The organism is Streptomyces sp. NPDC005494 (genome assembly GCF_042872025.1).
Taxonomy (GTDB): Bacteria; Actinomycetota; Actinomycetes; order Streptomycetales; family Streptomycetaceae; genus Streptomyces.
The window spans coordinates 346009-366454 of the sequence record NZ_JBIAJR010000003.1 but is presented as its reverse complement, the minus strand read 5'-3'; the positions used below and the strand labels follow the sequence as shown (position 1 = coordinate 366454).

General features: G+C 71.3%; 15 protein-coding genes. 6 read left to right on the top strand and 9 right to left on the bottom strand.

Going from position 1 to position 20446, the window contains the following annotated elements:
* Window positions 1-110: 110 nt before the first annotated feature.
* Window positions 111-824, top strand: coding sequence for a PspA/IM30 family protein (locus tag ACFYQ6_RS11615; protein WP_356737908.1), 714 nt, complete (start codon window positions 111-113; stop codon window positions 822-824).
* Window positions 825-849: 25 nt separating this feature from the next.
* Here ACFYQ6_RS11615 and ACFYQ6_RS11610 read toward each other — a convergent pair whose 3' ends face one another.
* From ACFYQ6_RS11610 to ACFYQ6_RS11585, 6 genes are all read right to left on the bottom strand, one after another.
* Entirely contained in the window at window positions 850-3429 is a 2580-nt protein-coding gene (locus ACFYQ6_RS11610; protein WP_388763019.1) for a SpoIIE family protein phosphatase, read from the bottom strand.
* Window positions 3430-3622: 193 nt separating this feature from the next.
* Window positions 3623-4060 carry an ATP-binding protein gene (locus tag ACFYQ6_RS11605; protein WP_361580053.1) on the bottom strand — a complete coding sequence of 146 codons (438 nt, stop codon included), beginning with the start codon at window positions 4058-4060 and terminating at the stop codon, window positions 3623-3625.
* 640 nt (window positions 4061-4700) lie between these two features.
* Window positions 4701-5105 carry a (deoxy)nucleoside triphosphate pyrophosphohydrolase gene (locus tag ACFYQ6_RS11600; protein WP_361580051.1) on the bottom strand — a complete coding sequence of 135 codons (405 nt, stop codon included), beginning with the start codon at window positions 5103-5105 and terminating at the stop codon, window positions 4701-4703.
* Between the two features lie 30 nt (window positions 5106-5135).
* Window positions 5136-5336: an SPOR domain-containing protein gene (locus tag ACFYQ6_RS11595; protein WP_361580049.1), complete on the bottom strand. Its 201-nt coding sequence runs from the start codon at window positions 5334-5336 to the stop codon at window positions 5136-5138.
* 181 nt (window positions 5337-5517) lie between these two features.
* The gene (locus tag ACFYQ6_RS11590; RefSeq protein ID WP_361580047.1) at window positions 5518-7257 is read right to left on the bottom strand and encodes a hypothetical protein; all 1740 of its coding nucleotides are present in this window, start codon (window positions 7255-7257) and stop codon (window positions 5518-5520) included.
* A gap of 213 nt (window positions 7258-7470) precedes the next feature.
* On the bottom strand, window positions 7471-8223 hold the full coding sequence (locus ACFYQ6_RS11585; protein ID WP_361580045.1) for a GntR family transcriptional regulator: 753 nt from the start codon (window positions 8221-8223) through the stop codon (window positions 7471-7473).
* A 277-nt stretch (window positions 8224-8500) separates the two neighbouring features.
* Between ACFYQ6_RS11585 and ACFYQ6_RS11580 the strand changes: the two genes are divergently transcribed.
* Window positions 8501-9844, top strand: a complete 1344-nt coding sequence (locus tag ACFYQ6_RS11580) for a glycoside hydrolase family 18 protein (RefSeq protein ID WP_361580043.1) — start codon at window positions 8501-8503, stop codon at window positions 9842-9844.
* A 111-nt stretch (window positions 9845-9955) separates the two neighbouring features.
* Here the strand turns inward: ACFYQ6_RS11580 and ACFYQ6_RS11575 are convergent, their stop codons facing one another.
* Window positions 9956-11542, bottom strand: coding sequence for a S8 family serine peptidase (locus tag ACFYQ6_RS11575; protein ID WP_361580041.1), 1587 nt, complete (start codon window positions 11540-11542; stop codon window positions 9956-9958).
* A 248-nt stretch (window positions 11543-11790) separates the two neighbouring features.
* On the opposite strand from ACFYQ6_RS11575, the gene ACFYQ6_RS11570 reads away from it, so the two are divergent.
* Window positions 11791-12906 (top strand): threonine synthase, encoded by a 1116-nt coding sequence (locus ACFYQ6_RS11570; RefSeq protein ID WP_388762644.1) that lies wholly within the window; start codon window positions 11791-11793, stop codon window positions 12904-12906.
* A 36-nt stretch (window positions 12907-12942) separates the two neighbouring features.
* Here the strand turns inward: ACFYQ6_RS11570 and ACFYQ6_RS11565 are convergent, their stop codons facing one another.
* Window positions 12943-13425: a cupin domain-containing protein gene (locus ACFYQ6_RS11565; RefSeq protein ID WP_388762641.1), complete on the bottom strand. Its 483-nt coding sequence runs from the start codon at window positions 13423-13425 to the stop codon at window positions 12943-12945.
* Between the two features lie 88 nt (window positions 13426-13513).
* On the opposite strand from ACFYQ6_RS11565, the gene ACFYQ6_RS11560 reads away from it, so the two are divergent.
* A complete protein-coding gene (locus ACFYQ6_RS11560) occupies window positions 13514-16135 on the top strand; it encodes a glycosyl hydrolase family 65 protein (protein WP_388762637.1) in 2622 nt (873 codons plus the stop codon).
* A gap of 20 nt (window positions 16136-16155) precedes the next feature.
* Here the strand turns inward: ACFYQ6_RS11560 and ACFYQ6_RS11555 are convergent, their stop codons facing one another.
* Complete coding sequence (locus tag ACFYQ6_RS11555; RefSeq protein ID WP_388762634.1) at window positions 16156-18291, bottom strand: tetratricopeptide repeat protein; 2136 nt, start codon at window positions 18289-18291, stop codon at window positions 16156-16158.
* A 606-nt stretch (window positions 18292-18897) separates the two neighbouring features.
* Between ACFYQ6_RS11555 and ACFYQ6_RS11550 the strand changes: the two genes are divergently transcribed.
* On the top strand, window positions 18898-19092 hold the full coding sequence (locus ACFYQ6_RS11550) for a hypothetical protein (protein ID WP_361580032.1): 195 nt from the start codon (window positions 18898-18900) through the stop codon (window positions 19090-19092).
* A 180-nt stretch (window positions 19093-19272) separates the two neighbouring features.
* On the top strand, window positions 19273-20331 hold the full coding sequence (locus ACFYQ6_RS11545) for a sigma-70 family RNA polymerase sigma factor (protein ID WP_388762631.1): 1059 nt from the start codon (window positions 19273-19275) through the stop codon (window positions 20329-20331).
* The last annotated feature ends 115 nt before the right edge of the window (window positions 20332-20446 follow it).

The window sequence follows — 20446 nt, the reverse complement described above, 5'->3', positions numbered from 1 at the left end:
GACCCCCGGCCGCGGGCCCCACGTTCCGCAGCACCAGTTGCCGTAACGAGGAGCAGCACCAGTTGCCGTCACCAGGAGCAGCACCAGTTGTCGTCACAAGGAGAGGTGCCATGAGCAAGCAGACCATCCTCGGCCGAGTCACCCAGCTCGCGCGGGCCAACATCAACGCCCTGATCGACCAGGCGGAGGACCCGCAGAAGATGCTGGACCAGCTGATCCGCGACTACACGAACAACATCGCGGAGGCCGAGCAGGCGGTGGCGGCCACCATCGGCAACCTCCGGCTGATGGAGGAGGACCACCGGGAGGACGTCGACGCGGCCAGGGAGTGGGGCCAGAAAGCGCTCGCCGCCAGCAGGAAGGCCGACGAGCTGCGGGCCGGGGCGGCGGGGGCGGAAGCCGACAAGTTCGACAATCTCGCCAAGGTAGCCCTCGGGCGGCAGCTCCAGGCGGAGCAGGAGGCGAAGACGGCGGAGCCCGCCATCGCTTCGCAGACCGTGGTGGTGGACAAGCTGAAGTCGGGTCTGGACCAGATGAAGAACAAGCTGACCCAGCTGAAGTCCAAGCGCGACGAACTGGTGGCGCGGGCCGCGTCCGCGCAGGCGCAGAACCGGATGATGGACGCCGTGAAGAGCATCGACGTGATGGACCCGACGAGCGAACTCGGGCGCTTCGAGGACAAGGTGCGGCGCGAGGAGGCGAAGGCGGTCGGCAAGCAGGAACTCGCCGCCTCGTCCCTGGACGCCCAGTTCGAGCAGTTGGACAGCCTCGGGGACAGCGCGGAGATCGAGGCCAGGCTCGCCGCCCTGAAGTCCGCTTCGTGACCGCGCGCCCCTTCCCCGCGCGCGGTCAGTACATGCTGAGCAACTGCTCCACGGAGAGTTCCGCGGCGGGCTCTCCGTCGGGCAGCGCCAGCTCGAACCAGACCGTCTTGCCGCGTGGGGTGCGCCGTGATCCCCAGGCGGCGCTGAGGAGCCCGACCAGTTGCAGCCCGCGCCCGCCCTCGTCGGTGTCGCGGGCGCGCCGGCGCCGCGGCTGGACGAGGCCCGCGTCCCAGACCTCGCAGACGAGCGTGCGGTCGCGGAGCAGCCTCAGCCTGATCTCGCCCTCGCCGTAGCGCAGCGCGTTGGTGACCAGTTCGCTGACGAGCAGTTCGGTGGTGTCCACCAGGTCGTCCAGGCCCCAGGCGGTGAGCTGTCCGCGGGCCAGTTCCCGGGCGCGGGCCACCGAGCGGAGCTCCCGCGGCAGCCGCCAGTCACCGACCGCGTCCGGGGCGAGCCCTTGGATGCGGGCCATCAGCAGGGCGATGTCGTCCTCGCCGTGCCGGGTGTCCAGCGAGGACAGCACGTGGTCGCAGACGTCCTCGAGTGGCTGCGAGGGCTCGGCCAGGGCCGACCTGAACGCGTCCAGTCCCTCGTCGAGCGGATGGTCGCGGGACTCGACGAGCCCGTCGGTGTAGAGGGCGAGCAGCGAGCCCTCCTTCAGCTCGACCTCGACCTCCTCGAAGGGCTCGCCCCCCACACCGAGCGGCATGCCCGGCGGTACGTCGAGCAGCATCGCGGGCTCACCGGGCTCGGCCACCACCGGGGGGAGATGGCCAGCGTTGGCGAAGGTGCACCGCCGGGTGACCGGGTCGTAGACCGCGTACACGCAGGTCGCCAGATAGACCTCGGAGAGGTCGGCCTCGCGTGACTTCTGTGCAGCCCGGGAGGGCCACTGGGCCCCGCCGCCCGCGCCGAAGCCGTCGCTCCGCTCGCCACCGCCCGGGGTGCCGAGCCCCCGGGCGACCTCGTCCAGGGCGGAGAGCACCTCGGCGGGCTCCAGGTCCAGGAGCGCCAGGGTGCGTACGGCGGTGCGCAGCTCGCCCATGGCGACGGCTGCCCGCAGCCCCCGGCCCATCACGTCTCCGACCACCAGCGCGGTGCGGTGGCCGGGGAGTTCGATCACGTCGAACCAGTCGCCGCCGACCTCGGTGGCCGTGTTGCCCGGAAGGTAGCGGCAGGCGATGTCGAGCCCCGCCGCCTCCGGGTCGCCCGGTGGGAGCAGGCTGCGCTGGAGTATCAGCGCGCGCTCGTGCTCGCGCCGGTAGAGGCGGGCGTTGTCGATACAGACCGCGGCGCGGGCGGCGAGCTCGGTGGCCAGGGCCCTGTCCCGCTCGCCGAAGGGTTCGCTGCCCTTCGTACGGGAGAACTGGACGAGGCCGACGACGACGTCGTGGGCGACCATCGGCACAGCGAGGGTGGAGTGGACGAAGCCGCGCTCGTCCCCGGGGACGTCCGCGACGCGTCCACTGCGCAGGGCGACGGCGCAGGGCGAGTGGAACGGGTAGCGGTGGACCGAGCCGAGCGCGGGCGGTCCTGTGTTCCCGTGGGGTGCCCCCTCGCCGGCACGGGCGCCAGGGATGACCCCGGGGAGCGCGTCGGACACGGCGCTGGCGTGGGCCACCCTGCGCAGCTCGGCCGAGCCGGTGCCCGACTCCTGGTGATGACGGCCCCAGCTGGCGGGGGACGCCTCCTCGCCGGTGAGCAGGCCTTGGTACAGGTCGACGGAGGCCAGGTCGCAGAATCCGGGCACCGCGACGTCCAGCAGTTCCCTGGCGGTGGTCTCCAGGTCGAGGGAGTTGCCGATGCGCGCACTGGCCTCGTTGAGCAGCGCGAGGTTACGGCGGGCGCTGGCCGCCTCGCGGGCGGCGATGTGCCGCTGCGTGACATCGGTGGCCAGACCGGCGATGCCGACGGGGCGGCCCGAACCGCTGTGCACGCGGTAGAGGTTCATGGACCAGTGGCGCCGTCCTGGGGCGCCGGGCGGGGTCCCCACGAGCTGGAGGTCGGTGACCGCCTCACCCGTCTCCAGGACACGCCGGAGCGTGGCGGAGAGGCGATCGGCCTCCGGGCGCGGCAGGTAGTCCTCCACGGTGCGGCCACGGTGGTCGTCGGCCTCGCCCCCGAAGACGGTGGCGAACCGCTGGTTGGCCCGTACGACGGCGAAGTCGGTACCGAAGAGGACGAACCCGAAGGGAGATTGGCCGAAAATAGCCTGTGAGGCCGCGAGGTCCGTCTCGATGCGCCGCAGCGCCCTCACATCGACGACGATACAGAGCGCGGCGCGTTCACCCGTCCCCGTCTCGCTCGGCATGACGTAGACCTCGGCGAGTCCGCGTACGGAGTTCTCGCCCGGGATCCGGAACGGGACGAGACCCGTCCACTCCTTGCCGTCGAGGATCTCGCCGACTCGTCTGTGGGCATCCGGGCGCAGCTCGGCGGGCATGAACGCCTCGACGGGGTCCTTGCCCACCACCTCGTCGGAGGCCATGCCGAACAGACCGGCGGCCCTCCGGCTCCACTGCTCGATCAGCCCGTCGGGCCCGATCGAGAACGACGCGACCCTGATGTAGTCATAGATCGAGCCAGGCGGGCTGCTCTGCCACATGACGTCGCCCGCTGTCCCAGGTATCTCGCTCACGCGACCGTCCCCTCCAGCTCACACACCGGACCGGTCCTGCCCGCAGTATTCAGCACTACGGGCCTCACCGGCACGGCGTTCACGATCACAGCACGGTCTCAGTCCCTTTCAGCCAGGTTCTGCCCGACCTCCGGTGATCGCTGTGCGTCCCCTTGCACTCCTAACCAGGGAGAGGGAGCTCGAACCACACGGTCTTGCCGGTCTTTCCGCGCCGGGTCCCCCAGCGGCGCGCGGAACAAGCCACCAGCTGCAGTCCGCGGCCCCCCTCGTCCTCGGGTCCGGCACTGCGTTCGGTGGGCGGATCCGGAACCGGATCGGAAACTTCCACGAGCAGACCCGGCTCGTGACCCCCCTCGCCCGGCCGCTCTCCGTCCGGGTGCGGACGCACCAGCCGGACCCCGATGGGGCCGGACGCGTAGCGCAGGGAATTGGTCACCAGCTCGCTGACGAGGAGCACGGCGAGATCCCCCACCGCCGCGTCGAATCCCCAGTAGTGCAAGGCGTCCCGGACCGCATGCCTGGCGCTGCGCACGGAGCCCGGCACCGCCGGAAAGCTCCATTCGGCGCAATCGCCTTCGGTATCGGTCACGCCGATCACTTCCCAGGGTCGGCAGCAGGCGTATCCCTCATCAAGGGGATAATCGGCACATACCCGATATCCGGAACAACTTATCGCTGATGGGGAGGGATGGGTCGTACGGGTGTATGCGCCGAGGCCTCCGGACCGTACGCCGGACGGCCCGTCGGGCGGCGGGACATGGGCGGGCGGGCGGCCACGGCAGAAGGGCGGGGGCGCGAACCGGGGCGGCCGGGGAGGGCCGCGGACCGGGGGATGGCGGCTGGCGGGCGGAACGCGGGCAAGCGGGCGGACACGGCAGACGGGCGGGCACCACGGCAGACGGGCGGGGGCGCCCCGACCGGGGCGGACGGGGAGGGCCACGGACCGGGGAACGGCGCCGGGCGACGCACTGGCGCCGACGGGCGGGCGGCCGGGGCGCGGACGGCGGAGTCGTCGCGCCGCTCGACTCCGGCGCACACCCGGCCTTCGGCGCGGCACCTGGGACGGGCACGTGACCCGCGTCGGCATCCGAGCCCGGTGCCCCTCCGGACGGGCGCACGGCCTGCGGACATCGGACGGGCGCACGGTCTGCGCGCGCCCGCCCCCCTCACGCGGCACGTCGGACGCGCGCCCTGCCCGCGTCAGACGCGCGGCCCCTCGGACATGCGCCCTGCCCGTGTCAGACGCGCGGCCCCTCGCGCAGGCGGCGCACGGCCTCCGCCACGGCGGGCCGGTCCTGGTCCAGCCAGTCGACGGAGTCCGCCTCATCCGGCGCGAGCCAGCGCAGCTCGTCGTGGTCCTCCAGCGGGCTGGGCTCGCCCGACACGAGCCGGACCGTCCACACCCGGAGCACGAGGCCGGGCTTCAGCGGCCACTCCCCCGCGATGCGCTCCAGCGGCTCCGCCTCCACGCCGAGCTCCTCCCGGAGCTCGCGCACGAGTGCCTGCTCGCCGCTCTCGCCGGCCTCCTGCTTGCCGCCCGGCAGCTCCCAGCGCCCCTTCAGCTCCGGCGGGGCGCTACGGCGGGCGGCCAGGAGCCGTCCACCTTCACAGACGGCCCCGGCCACCACCACGGAATCACTCATGCGCCGGAGCGTAACCGGTGACGTCTCCCGTTACGGGTGTGCGCCCCGGGTCGTACGTTCCACCCAGTAGAGCTGCTTGTGTCCGTTCCGGTCCAGGCCGTCCGCGATCTTCTGCGCCTCGTCCTGCGTCGCATAACGCCCGACGCGGTACCTGTTGCCGTTGTCGTCCTGTCTGATCACCAGCCACGGGAGCACGGCGCCGCTGTCGGTCATGACATTTCTCCCCAGCATCTCGCCCCTCTCCCCACCGGCGTGCACGTCTCTAAGGATCCCCAGGAAACCGCAGTACGCATATGCCCGAGCGTACGCCTGACCTTTACTCAGCGGATGCGGATTTACACAAAGAGGCACGCATCCGGCCACATCGAAAGGGGCGCACTCTCTCGAATGCGCCCCTTTCGGTTCCCCGCAGTCAGACGACGGAGCCGGCGGCCCCTGTCCGGGCCGGAAGCACCGGCATCGGCATCAGTACCGGGCCGGCGCCTGGCGCCTTGCGGCAGACGTCACCGCACTCCGCGTCCAGGGAGCAGCAGAGCGAGCAGATCGGCCCCGCCTGGACCGGGCAGTCGGCGATGTCCGGCAGCTCGTAGCCGGTCTCGCACACCGCGCAGGTGTGCGTGGCCGTGATGTCGGCGATCTCGACGCCCGGGCCGTTGACCGGATTCGGCCGGGCCAGGTAGTACTTCCCCTTCGTCAGCCAGGCGATCAACGGACAGAGGGCCAGCGCGAGTCCGGCGGCGATGAAGGTGGAGAACGCCTCGGCATACCTGCCGAAGAGCCCGAAGAAGGCGAGGATCGAGACGGTGGAGGCGATGACCATCGCCCCGAAGCCGGCCGGATTGACCGCGTGGAGGTAGGCGCGCTTGAACTCGATGTAAGGGGGACTCAGCCCGATCCGCTTGTTGATGACGAGGTCCGCCGCGACCGCCGCGATCCAGGCGATGCCCACGTTGGAGTAGAAGCCCAGCAGCTTGTTGAGGGCGGCGAACATGTTCATCTCCATCAGCGTGAGCGCGATGGCGAGGTTGAGGAAGATGTACCAGACGCGGCCCGGGTGCCTGTGCGTGATCCGGGAGAAGAAGTTGGACCAGGACAGCGAGCCGCTGTAGGCGTTGGTCACATTGATCTTGATCTGCGAGACGATCACGAACAGCGCCGCGGCGGGCAGCGCGAAGGAGCCGAGCCACGGTTTGAGGGCTTCGATCTGCGGCGCGATCGGCTCCAGGGCGTGTGTCTTGCCGACCGCCTCCAGCGCGACGAAGGCGAGGAAGGCGCCTCCCAGCTGCTTGGCGGCACCGATGATCACCCAGCCGGGGCCGGCGGCGAGAACGGCGAGGTTCCAGCGCCGCTTGTTGGCCTCCGTCCTGGCGGGCATGAAGCGCAGGTAGTCGGCCTGCTCACCGATCTGGGCGATGAGCGAGAGCGCGACACCCGTGCCGAGCCCGAAGGCGATCCAGGAGAAACCGGACCCGGCCCCCTCGGTACCGCCGAAGGAACTGAACGCGCCCCAGGAGTCCGGGGCTTCGAAGGCGAGGACGGCGAAGGGCAGCACCATGCCGATGATCCAGACCGGCTGCGTCCAGGCCTGCACCTTGGCCAGCGCGCCCATGCCCCGGAACACGATCGGGATGACGATCAGCGTGGTGACCAGATAGCCGATCTCCACGGGCAGCCCGATCGCCTGGTGCATGGCCTGCGCCATGATCGAGCCTTCGAGCGCGAAGAAGATGAAGGTGAAGGACGCGTAGATCAGCGAGGTCAGGGTCGACCCGAAGTAGCCGAAGCCCGCGCCGCGCGTGACCAGGTCCATGTCCAGGCCGTACTTCGCACAGGCCCGGGCGATCGGTATGCCGGTGAGGAAGATGATCACCGCCGCGGCCAGGATCGAGGCCAGCCCGCTGGTGAAGCCGTACGTGAAGACGATCGACGCGCCGATCGCGAAGTCGGCCAGATACGCGATGCCGCCGAGCGCCGTCCCCGCGACCGTCGACGGCGACCAGCGCCGGAAGGAGTGCGGTGCGTAGCGCAGGGAGTAGTCCTCACGGCTCTCGTCGGCCGCGAGCCGGGCGTAGCTCCGCCTCGGCACCCGTGGGTCTTCCTGAGGTTCCTGGAGTGGCGCCTCGCCCGGTGTGGGCGTTGCGATGTCCGTCATCGGTGACTTCCCGTTCGTCGGTCCGGTGTGCGGGTGACGAACGGGAAGTTAGGAGGCGGACATGACAAGCCGTCACGACGGGGCGTTGCCCGCCGGTTACGTAACGGCCGCAGGCGTTAACTCGGCATCACGCGGGGCGGACACCTGACCCCTCCCACCGGTCACCGCGGCCGCCCCGCCCGCCATTACCCGTCACCAGGACCGCCCCGCCCGCTATTTGACCGGCAGATGGTAGGCGATCCTGTACCGGTCGGCGGGCACCACGACGTCGGCCGTCTCCACCGCGCGCCCCGAGGCGTAGTACGTCCGCCCGATCACCATCACCACGTGGCCCGGGACCCCGCCGAGCGCCAGGAGCTCCTCCGCCAGCCCCGGGCGCGCGCCGACCTCCTCGGCGACGTTGTCCACGACGACGTCGATGGCCGCCATCCGCTCGACGACGCCGCAGCCGCCCAGCGGCCCCTCCTCGGGCAGCATCACCGGTGTACGCCCCGTGACGGCCAGGGGCTCCCAGGAGGTGGAGAGCATCACCGGCTCGCCGGCCTCCCGGAAGACGTATCTCGTGCGCATCACGCGGTCACCCGGCTCGATCCCCAGGCGCTCGGCGATCTCGGGGCTCGCCCCCTCCTGCTCGCTGCGGGACTCCCAGGTCCCCCGCACCCCGTCCGCCGTCTGCTCCTGACGGAACGGGGTGGAGCCGCCTCCCGGCCGGTAGCCGGAGCGGGCGATCCTGCGCGGCACCGGGCGCTCCCGCACGTACGTGCCCGAACCGGAACGCCCCTCCACGAGCCCCTCCGCCATCAGCACCTTGCGCGCCTCCAGGGCCACGGTGTCCGAGACCCCGTACTCCTCGCGGATACGGGCTTGCGAGGGCAGACGCGTATGGGGCGGCAGCGCACCGTTGACGATCTTCTCCCTGAGATCGCTCGCCACGCGCAGATAGGCGGGCTGCTCACCGAAAGCCACAGGCCACTCCCAACAGGTTGACAGACAGCAACAGCGTCGCAACCGTGGGTTGAAGACCGCAAGCACGGGCCAGAGTTTCACCCGAAGTGATGATTCCCCGGCTACCAGCGCATATCTGCCGCGCATGTCCGACGGATGTCGACAGAGCCTTGACCACTTTTGGTCCAGACCAATACGTTCCTGTGCACAGCACGGCTCCCGTCGCCCTTCAGGCCACGGAACACCTCTCCGACACGCACCCGGCCCTCATCCCGGATCACGCACAGGAACGAGCCCCATGCGCCGAAGAACCTTCACCGGAACGATCACCGCCGCCGCAGCCCTCACCCTGCTCGCCGGACTCGCCCCCGCGGCGACGGCGGACGGCACCGACCGTGCCTCCGGCCACCACGACCGCGCGTACCGAACCGTCGGCTACTTCACCCAATGGGGGGTCTACGGGCGCGACTTCCAGGTCAAGGACCTGGACACCAGCGGCACCGCGGCCAAGCTGACCCACATCAACTACGCCTTCGGCAACGTCAGTCCCGAAGGCGAGTGCTTCACAGGCAACGTGCCCGGGGAGGCCGACGCCTGGGCGGACTACGCCCGTCCGCTGGACGCCGCCGGATCGGTCGACGGTGTCGCCGACACCGGGACGCAGCCCCTCGCGGGCAACTTCAACCAGCTGCGCGAGCTCAAGGCCAAGCACCCCGGCCTCAAGGTGATGATCTCCCTGGGCGGATGGAGCTGGTCCACCCACTTCTCGGACGCCGCCCGCACGGCCGCCTCCCGCAAGGCGCTCGTCAAGTCCTGCATCGATCTGTACATCAAGGGCAACCTGCCCGTCGACGGCGCCCGTGGGGGCGAGGGGGCGGCCGCCGGGCTCTTCGACGGCATCGACCTCGACTGGGAGTGGCCCGGCTCCGCCGGTGACACCGACACGGTCCACCGCCCCGAGGACAAGCGCAACTTCACCGCCCTGGTCCACGAGTTCCGTACGCAGCTCGACGCGCACGCCAGGAGCAGCCGGAAGGGGAAGCCGAAGCACTACGAGCTCTCGGCCTTCGTCCCGACCGCCCCCGCCAAGATCGACGCGGGATTCGACGTGCCCCGCATCATGCGGGACTTCGACTTCGTCAACCTCCAGGGGTACGACTTCCACGTCTCCGGCGAGGCGACGACCGCCCAGCAGTCGGCCCTGTACGCCAAGGGCGACTTCAGCGTCGACCAGACGGTCCGTGACTGGATCAGGCGCGGGGCCCCCGCCCGCAAGCTGGTCATGGGTATGCCGTTCTACGGCCAGGGGTGGACGGGCGTCACCGGAGGCGGGGACGGGCTCGGGCAGCCGGCCGCGGCACCCGCTCCGGCCACGTACGCCGCCGGTTACGAGGACTACAAGGCGCTCAAGAAGCTGGCCGGCTCCGGGAAGTTCGAGGTGCACCGGGACGCCCGCAACGGCCACGCCTGGCTGTTCGACGGCTCCACCCTGTGGACGTACGACGACCCGTCGGTGCTGCGCGCCAAGACCTCGTACATCCGTGACCGGGGTCTGGGCGGCGCGATGTTCTGGTCGCTGGACGGTGACACGGACGACGGCGAGCTGATGACCGCGGTCGACCGGGGTCTGCGCCGGCACTGACGCCAGGGCGCTCCGGCACGTGCACCGCCCCGGGAGGGGCACGGTCCGGGACGGATGCGAGGCGGGGCAGTCGCCCCGCCTCGCGTTCACCGGTTCATCGTGCGGCCCGTGTCAGAACTGCAGGGCCCAGGAGTTGATCCGCCCGGTGTCGTACGTGGCGTTGTCGGAGACCCGGAGCTTCCAGGTTCCGTTGGCGGTCTCGGAGGAGGCGTTGACCGTGTACGTGGTGATCACGTTGTCGGCGCTGCCACCCGTCCCGTAGGCCTTCAGGTTGTAGACCGAACCGTCGGGGGCGACCAGGTCGATCTTGAGGTCACCCGAGTAGGTGTGCGTGATGTCGACGGGCACGCTGAGCGCGGACGGCGCGTTGCCGCTGACACCCGAGACGGTGATCGGGGACTCCACCGTGGCGTTGTCGGTGATGGTGTAGCCGGTCGTGCTCTCGAACCTGCTGCCGGTGGGCGGCGGAGTGGTGCCGCCCGCGCCGACGTTCAGGAGCTTGTTCGGGGAGCCCGTGCCCGGGCTCGTCACCACACCGCTGGTCGCGGCGGCGACCAGTCCGGCGGAGACCTGCGCCGGGGTCTGGCCCGGGTGGTCGGCGAGGTACAGCGCCGCCGCGCCGGCGACGTGGGGGCTCGCCATCGACGTGCCGGAGATGGTGTTCGTGGCGCTGTCGCCGGTGTTCCACGTCGACTTGATCGAGGAACCCGGGGCGAAGATGTCCACGACGCTGCCGTAGTTCGAGAAGCTGGAGCGGGCGTCGGTGCTGGTCGTGGAGCCGACCGTGATCGCGGCGGCCACGCGCGCCGGGGACTTGGTGGAGGCGTTGGTCGACTCGTTGCCCGCCGCGACGGCGAAGGTGATGCCGGAGTTGATGGCGCTCTGCACGGCGGCGTCGAGCACGGAGTCCGCGCCGCCGCCCAGGCTCATGTTGGCGACGGCCGGCTTGACCGCGTTCGCCGTCACCCAGTCGATGCCCGCCACGACCTGCTCGGTGGTGCCGGAGCCGCTGTTGTCCAGGACGCGTACGCCGACGATCTTCGCCTTCTTGGCGACTCCGTACGACGTCCCCGCGACGGTGCCCGCCACGTGGGTGCCGTGGCCGTTGCCGTCCTGCGCCACGTTGTCGTTGTCGATCGCGTCGTAGCCGTTCGAGGCGCGCCCGCCGAAGTCACTGTGGCTGATGCGCACACCGGTGTCGATGATGTACGCGGTGACGCCCTCGCCCGCCTTGTCGGGGTAGGTGTAGCTGCTGTTCAGCGGCAGGGCCGTCTGGTCGATCCGGTCCAGGCCCCACGAGGGCGGGGAGGGCTGGGTGCCCGAGATGGTGAAGGTCCGGTTCTGCACGACGGACTTCACGGCCGGGTCGGCGGCGAACTTCTTCGCCTGGGCGGCGGAGAGTTCGACCGAGTAACCGTTGACCGCGGCGCGGTAGGTCCGCTTGATCGTGGCGCCGTACTCCGCGGCGAGCGCCTTGCCCGCCTTCGAACCGGCCTCGGCCGCGGATTCGTCGAGCGTGACGATGTAGCTGCCGCTGATCGCGCCCGGGACGCCGGCGTTCTCGATCCGGCCTTCGGGCGCGCTGCCGGACGCCGCGGCCGGGAAGGCGGCGGCGGTCGCGAGCGCCAGGGCCGCGCCGGTTATGACGCTGGTCGCGGCCAGTCTTCGCGCGTAGCGTGCGGAACGTGTCGCTGCCATGGGGGAGTCCTCCTCGGTTGCGGTGCGCTGGGTGGGGGATGCATGGGGGTGCATGGCCCGCATCGCGTCGCCTGGGGGTGCGTCAGGTGGGTGACACGGCAGGGTAGGTCATGAGCATGACAAACCAGACACAGGAGGAGCCGCGCTCCGTGTGGCTTCACGTGAGCGGCGCGCCCTGCTGAGCGAAAGATTGGCCGATCCATAGGAATCGCACAAGGGTGTCACCGGGCGGGCAATACATTGGCCACATGCCCGACACACGGACCATCACGGCCTCCTACGTCTGCCCGCGTGACGGCTCTCGTGCCGCCGGCACGGCGCTGACCTGGTGCTGTCCGGTCTGCGGAGGCCCCTGGGATCTCGACGCCGGTGACCTGTCAGCGGTCCGTCCCGACTCGCTGAGCGGACGCGTCAATTCACTCTGGCGTTACGAAGAGGCGCTCCCCCTCTCGGCCCCGGCCGTCTCCCTCGGCGAAGGACGGACCCCGCTCGTCCCCCTCACCTCCCATGTCTCGGCCAAGCTCGACTTCCTGATGCCCACGCTCTCCTTCAAGGACCGTGGCGCCGTCATGCTCGCCGAACTCGCCCGCAGGCTCTCCCCCGAGCGGGTCGTCGCGGACAGCAGCGGCAACGCGGGCACGGCCGTCGCCGCCTACTGCGCCCGCGCCGGGCTGCCGTGCACGGTGTACGTCCCGGAGGGGACGTCACCCAAGAAGACCGAGCAGATCCGGGCCCACGGCGCCCGCCTGGAGGTCGTGCCCGGCGGACGGGAGGCCACGGCGTCCGCCGCGCGGAGCGCCGCCGGGGCGTCCGGCACCTTCTACGCCTCGCACGTCTTCAACCCGTACTTCCTGCACGGCACGAAGACGTACGTCTACGAGATCTGGGAGGAGCGGGGCGGCACCTTGCCGGACGCCATCGCCGTACCCGTCGGCAACGGCACCCTGCTGCTGGGCGCCGCCCTGGCCACGGAGGAACTCCTCGCGCACGGCCTGATCGACCGCCGCCCGGCCCTGGTCGCCGTACAGGCGGAGGCGGTGTCCCCGCTGGCCAGGGCGTTCCACGCGGGGGTGGAGGATCTGCCGGACCTCCCGGGTGAGGCGTCACCGACGCTTGCCGAGGGGATCGCCATCCCCCGCCCGCCGCGCGCCCGGCAGATCCTCGCGGCCGTGCGGAAGTCGGGGGGCACCTTCCTCACCGTGCCGGAGGACCGGATCCGGGAGGCGCAGAAGGATCTGGCCGCGCGGGGCTTCTTCGTGGAGACGACGGGGGTCGTCTGCTGGGCGGCTGTCGGAGACGTGACGGACCGGAGCGTGGTCGTGCCACTCTGCGGAGCGGGCCTCAAGACGGGCCTCGCGCCCTGAGGCCGCACGAGGTCAGGGCGGGTATGTGGTGGGCCGTCAGTCCGTCCAGTAGGTGTCGTGCTTGATGAAGAACTCCGCGCGGTCCTTCTCCGGCCAGTCGGAGACCTGGTGCACCTTCTCGAAGTACTCCTCGCGGGGCGCCCCTGGAGTGAAGAGCAGCAGCATCGACGCGGGCTCCTCCGAGTCGTTGCGGAAGGCGTGCAGTCCGCCCTGCGGCACGTAGAGGAAGTCACCCGCGACGGTGTCCGTCCACCGCTCGCCGTCGTAGATCCGCACCGTCCCGTCGAGGATGTAGAACGACTCGGAGATCGACCGGTGGAAGTGCGTGGCCGGGCCACCGGCCTTCGGGCCCAGGGTGACCCGGTAGAGCCCGAACTCCCCGTGGGTCGACTCGGTCGTGGCCAGGTAGTGCGTGTTCCCGCCGCTGCGTGTCAGCAGGTTCGGGGCGGTGCCGGCCGAGCGGTACTGCGCGGTGATCTCGCCCTCACCGCCCTGGTAGACGGGTTCCGGGTACGACATGCCACTCTCCCTCCCCGGCCGAGAACCGGGTCGCTGCTCCCGCGCGCCGCTACCGCACGGGCAGCGCCGCCTTCCCTACCTTCGTACGGTGAGCCTCAAGCGCATCTGTCTCCTCACGCCACTGGTCGCGGGCGCCCTGGTCGCCCCCCTGCCCCCGCTCTCGTACGCGGCGGGCCACACTCCGGCGCCTTCGCTCCCGTACGTGACGGGGCGCACCCACTCGCCCGTCTGCGGGGCGGAATCCCGCTCCGACGCCTCATGGGCACCGGCGTCCACCACCTTCGGCGAGGCCCGGGGCTACGACCCCTACGTCGGCAACGGCTATCTGGGCCACCGCGTGCCCGCCACCGGCGCCGGATACGCCGCCACGGGCGAGAAGACCGGCTGGCCTCTCTACACCCCACGGTACGACGGTGCCTTCGTCTCCGGGCTGTACGGCCGCGAGGGCGACCTGGCCGAGGGGCGCGAGGTGATCGCCGCGCTGCCGAGCTGGACCACCCTCGACGTGCGCGTCGGCTCCGAGACGTACGGCTCCGCCACCCCGGCCGGCCGGATCTCCCGTTACCGCCAGACCCTGCATCTGCGCTGCGGCGTCGTGGTCACCTCCCTGCGGTGGACCACGGCGGACGGCCGCGCGACCGATCTCACCTACGAGGTGCTCACCGACCGCTCCGACGTGCACACCGGCGCCGTACGCCTGCGGATGACCCCGCACTGGAGCGGCACGGCCACGGTGACCGGCCGGCTGGACGAGCGCGGAGCGCGACGGGTCACGGTCCGCGAGGACGGCACCTTCCGCACGCTGGGCACGGGCACCGAGGGCGCGATCGTCCAGCGGGGCACCGACGGGGCTCGCACCACCAGGGTCAGCGCGGGCCGCTCGTACACCTTCGAGAAGTACGTCGGCGTCGACACCACCCTCACCTCCCGCACGCCGCTCGCCTCCGCGCGGGCCGCCGCCGGACGCGCGGCCCGGCGCGGCTGGGCCGGGGTCCTCGCGGGGAACGCGGCGGCCTGGCGGACGGCGTGGGCCTCGGACGTCGGGGTGCCCGGCAGCCCGGACCTCCAGGCGTGGCTGCGGGCCGCACAGTACGGACTGCTGGCCAACACCCGGCCCGGCTCCTCCGACAGCATCGCCCCGGCCGGGCTGACCAGCGACAACTACGCGGGCATGGTGTTCTGGGACGCCGAGACGTGGATGTATCCGGGACTGCTCGTCACCCGCCCCGAACTCGCCCGTTCCGTCGTCGAGTACCGCTACCGGACCCGGACCGCCGCCCGCGCGAACGCGGAGAAGCTGGGGTACGACGGGCTGTTCTACCCCTGGACCAGCGCGAGCGAGGGGCGCCTCGACTCCGAGTGCCAGAGCTGGGATCCGCCGCACTGCCTCACCCAGAACCACCTCCAGGGCGACGTCTCGCTCGCCGTCTGGCAGTACTACCTGGCCACCGGCGACCGGGCCTGGCTGGCTGACCGGGGCTGGCCACTGCTGAAGGGCGTCGCCGACTTCTGGCAGTCGCGCGCCACGGCGAACGCGGACGGCAGCTACTCGGTGAAGAACGTCGCGGGTCCCGACGAATACAGCAACGGGGTCACGGACGGCGTCTTCACCAACGCCGTCGCCGCCACCGCCCTGCGCAACGCCACCCGCGCCGCCGGAATCCTCGGCCACCGCGCCCCCACCGGCTGGGCCCGGGTCGCCGACGGGCTGCGCATCCCGTACGACGCGGAGCGGAAGATCTTCCTCCAGTACGCCGGCTACAACGGCTCGACCATCAAGCAGGCCGACACGGTGCTGCTGGTCTACCCGCTGGAGTGGCCGATGGAGGAGGGCGCCGCCGCGGCGACCCTCGACCACTACGCCGCCCGCACCGATCCGGACGGCCCCGCGATGACGGACTCGGTGCACGCGATCGACGCCGCCGCGATCGGGGAGCCGGGCTGCGCCACGTACACCTACCTCCGGCGCGCCGTACGTCCGTTCGTCCGGGGCCCGTACAACCTCTTCTCCGAGGCGAGGGGCGAGAAGTCCGGCGCCCAGGACCCGCTGTCCGGTTTCCCCGCCGAGGACTTCCTCACCGGCAAGGGCGGTCTGCTCCAGGTCTTCACGCACGGTCTGACCGGGCTCAGGCTGCGCGAGGACGGCGTACGCCTCGACCCGCTGCTGCCGCCGCAACTGCGCGACGGCGTGCAGGTGACGGGGCTGCGCTACCGCGGCCGTACGTACGACGTCGCCGTCGGCCCGCGGACGACCACGGTCCGGCTGACGGACGGCGCCCCCTTCACGGTGCACACCCCCACGGGCCCCCGCCGCCTTTCCGGCACCCTCACGATTCCCACCCGCCGCCCCGACCTCGTCCCGACGCCGGACGTGGCCCGCTGCCGGCCCGCTACGGCCACTTCCGAGGCCCCGGGCCTGTACGCGGAGGCGGCGGTGGACGGCAGCCCGTCGACGTCCTGGTCACCCGAGGGCGCGGCCGGCACCCTGACGGTCACTCTGCGGAACGCGACCCGGATCGCCGCGCTCACGCCCCGCTGGACGGACGTGGCCCCGGCCTCGCACACCTTGGAGACCTCCCTGGACGGCCACACCTGGCGTCCGTTCCACCCGGGCGACACGGCCCGCCGGATCCGCCTGACGGTCCGCTCCGCGGACGCGGAGAAGCCGACGGGGGTGACGGAGCTGACCGTGACCGCGCAGGACCGATAACTCCTGCCGGACGTGCCCTCTCAGCCCTGCGACCGTGTCGCCTCCGCCTGCTTCGCGGCCTGCACGGCGTGCCCGGAGCGGGCGTTCACGGAGTCGGGGTGGTCGGGCCCCAGGACGCGGGCCGAGTCGGTGGCCACTTCGGCGTACAGACGCGCGGCCTCACCGTGCTCCCCGGCCTGCCCGAGCTCCCACGCCTGAAGATGACGAGACAACAGCGTGTCGTAATGATCAGCCCCGAGCGCCCTCGCCTGATCGAGGGCCAACTCGGCATGCAACCGCGCCGCCTCCACATGATCACCGGCAGCCCCGACGAACCCCGCACGCTTCGAGCGCACCGCCAACGCATCCGGATGATCAGCACCCAGAACACGCGCCCGATCAGCCACCACACCGGCCAGCAACCGCACCGCCTCGGCATGCTCACCCGCCTCACCCACATACGTACCGTGCAGACAACGGGCATTCAACGTGTCGGTGTGATCAGGCCCCAGAACCCGCGCCGAATCCACAGCCACCTCCCCATACAACCGCGCCGCCTCCGCACACTCCCCAGCCAGACCCAACTCCCACGCCTGAAGATGACGAGACAACAGCGTGTCGTAATGATCAGCCCCGAGCGCCCTCGCCTGATCGGCGGCCAACTCGGCATGCAACCGCGCCGCCTCCACATGATCACCGGCAGCCCCGACGAACCCCGCACGCTTCGAGCGCACCGCCAACGCATCCGGATGATCAGCACCCAGAACACGCGCCCGATCAGCCACCACACCGGCCAGCAACCGCACCGCCTCGGCATGCTCACCCGCCTCACCCACATACGTACCGTGCAGACAACGGGCATTCAACGTGTCGGTGTGATCAGGCCCCAGAACCCGCGCCGAATCCACAGCCACCTCCCCATACAACCGCGCCGCCTCACCGTGCTCCCCAGCCCGACCCAACTCCCACGCCTGAAGATGACGGGAGAGCAAAGTGTCGTAATGATCAGGCCCCAGGACCCGCGCCCGCTCGGCCGCGACCTCCGCATGGAGCCGCGCCGCCTCCATGTGATCCCCGGCCTCTCCGAGACTGCCCGCCCGCTCGGCACGGGCGTTCAGAGCCTGGAGGTGTTCAGGGTCCGCCTCGCGTGCGGATTCGCCGACCGGGCCGGCCGGGGGCTCCGTATCCGGGACCCCCTGGCCCGCGGGCGTCGGGGAGCTCCGTGGGGGTGGGGTGTGCGTGGGCTCGGAGTGGTGGGAAGGCGGCGTCGCTCCGTACGCGGTGTACTGCGCGGTGGTCGACGGACCGCGGTACTGGATCAGGGCCGTCACAGCCTCGGACCACGGCGGGGCATGCGGGAACTCCTCGGGCGGATCCCAGTGCCCGGCGATCTCTACGAGCAGCTGGGCGGGGGTGGGACGGTCGGCGGGGTTCTTGGCCAGGCACGTGGCCACCAACGCGCGTACACGTTCCGGCAGCCCGTCCAGTTGCGGCTCACCGTTGACCACGCGGTGCAGGATGCCCAGTGGCGAGCCCTGACCGAACGGCTCCCTGCCGTTGGCGGCGAAGGCGAGGACGGCACCGAGCGAGAAGACGTCGGCCTGCGGCCCCACCTGCCGGCCTTCGGCTTGTTCCGGGGCCATGTAGCCGGGCGTGCCGATGGTCGTGCCGGTTCCGGTCAGCACGGTGGCCTCCATGGCTCTGGCGATCCCGAAGTCGATCACGCGAGGGCCGTCCGCTGCCAGCAACACGTTCGACGGCTTGAGATCCCGATGGATCAGGCCCTCCGCGTGGATGGCCCCCAACGCCTCGGCCAACCCCGCGGCAAGCTGCCACACCGAGTCCTCCGCCAAGGGCCCGGACCTGGCCACGGCCTCGGCCAGGGAAGGCCCTGGGACGTAGGCCGTCGCGATCCACGGCGGGTCGTCCTCCGGGCCGGCCGCCATCACCGGCGCGGTGAACGCGCCGCTGACCGCCCGCGCAGCCGTGACCTCCAGCCGGAAACGGCGCCGGAACTCCGCCTGCCTGGCCAGGTGCGGATGCACGACCTTCACCGCCACGGCCTTGCCTCCCGGCGACCGGCCCAGGAACACCTCCCCCATTCCTCCCGCGCCCAGCCGGCCGCGCAGCACGAAGTCGCCCACTCGCTCCGGATCCCCGGCCGCCAACGGCTCCATGACTCCCCCTCCTTGCCGGATCCCGTACCCGGCGGCCCACCGCTCCCTGCCCTACCCACCCAACCACCAGGACCCACCGTCCCGGCGCCGTTCCCGTGGACCTGCCAGGTCGAGGGGTCGAGGGGTGTCGAGGGGCCGGGAGGCCACCGGCCCCGGGCCGACGGCCGGAGAGCGGGTCAGGCACCTCGGCCGTGCCCGTCTGCGGCGGATCTGCACATCGCGTGCGCAGATGCCGTGGCACCTTCGGTGGCTCTCCACGCCGGAGGCGCATCCACGGCGGGCATGTCAGAGAATGTCCTGTTCGCGGCGGATTAAAGTCCGGGACGGCGGAGCGTCTGTCGGGCGGTCGCGTGGAGAAGTTGTACCGGTCCATGGAGCGATGTGACCGCACCGGTTTCCCGACGACGAAAAGCAATACGCAGGGCTGCACTCCAGGTGGCCCCACGGCGCGCCCACGTGCTTTCATCCTTCACATCGCGAAGCCGCAAAAGCATGTACCGCATTCGGACATGTGAACGCGTCGACTCCCGCGAAAACGGCGAGGGCCCTTTTTCCTGACGGAGTGGGCCCTTGCCATTCGAAAGCAATGCGAAGGGAATTCACTTCATGAGCTCCGCTCCCCAGATCCAGACCCAGGAAATCTCCGACGCGGACCTGGACAACGTGTCCGGCGGCCTCCTCGGCGGCCTGGCCGGTGCCGTCTCCGTCGAGTCGCCCCTCTCCGCCGACTTCTCGGGCGCCGTCGGCGTGGACGTGCTGGGCGTTGCCGGGCTCGGCTCCGCCGCCACGCTCTCGGTCTGATCCGACGCCGAGCCCGTATGCCCCGATGCCGACCAGGCCGCGGGGCGTAGGGGCGTTGGCGCGTCAGGGCATCGGCGCGTGACGACATCGGGGCGTAAGGGCGTTGAACCACAAGGGCGTCGGCACACCTGGACACCGGCACCGACCCGCGCCTGGACGGCGGACCGGAGGGCTTCGCACGTGAGGAACCGGTACCCCGCTCGCCCCCGGCACAGCCCCGGCAACCGGTGGGAGCTCGTCTGGAGCCACCGGGAGGAGCTGCTGGAGATCGCGCGCCGTCGTTCGTCGAGCGACGAAGAGGCCGAGGACGCCGTCCACGAAGCGATGCTCCGCGCGGTGGAGGACCCGGATGTGCAGTACGGCCGGATAGGCCCATGGCTCAGGCTCGCGACCGTACGCGCGTGCGCCGAACGGCACCGCCAGATCGCCCGCGACTCGGAGCTGGCCAGGAGCCTTCCCGCCCCGGTCGAGCCCTGCCAGGTCGAGGAGGCCGCGTGCGACCGGGCGGAGGCCCAGTGGCTGGCCGACCGCGGCATGGAGCTGCTGCCTGCCCGCCAGGCGGAGGCGCTGCGGCTCAGGTCCCGGGATCTCGACGTGGGACAGGTGGCCCGGACCCTGGGGCTGAGCTACCGGGCGACCGAGTCCTTGCTCGCCAGGGCCCGGCGGTCGCTACGGGACGCCCTGGCCGGAAGCCTCGCGGTGGCCGTGACCGTCTGGATGTGTGTACGCAGGTTCCCCGGCACGGGCGCCACCCGGTCGGCAGTGGCGACCTCGGCTGCGACGGTCGCCGTGGCGGGACTGTTCCTGCCCGCCCCCTCCCCCGGCCTGCCGGACACCCGGCCTCCGCGAGCGGGTGCCCCGCCGGCCGCGACGGCCGAGGGCTTGCCCTCTCCCCGTACAACGCCGCACCGCGCTCACGCACCCTCGCCCTCCACCTCCCCGGCCCCGGGGAGCGACCCGCGCACGGGCCAGGACACCGCGCGCCCCGTCGCCGGGGAGCCGCAGACAACCTACGAGGCAACGGACCCAACAGCCCTGGGAATTCGCGTCGGGTCGATCTCGCTGACCACGAAACTCCCGCCGCCGGCCGTACCCACGTCGATTCCGTCCCTGCCCGTCAACACGTCCGGCCCCGTTTCCGTCGAGGCCCCCGTCGAGCTGCCCACGACCGCCACCGGAGAATCGGGCGGACACTCTGATCCGCCATCGGCCAACGGCCTGGACATTCTCGGGGAATGACGGCGGCGCCGGGGAGCGGGACCCATTCGCGGCGCATCCGGGCTCCTTTCCACGCCCAGGGGTGCTACGGCGATCCGGTGAATCCGGACATGTACTCTCGCCGGTAATGCTCCGG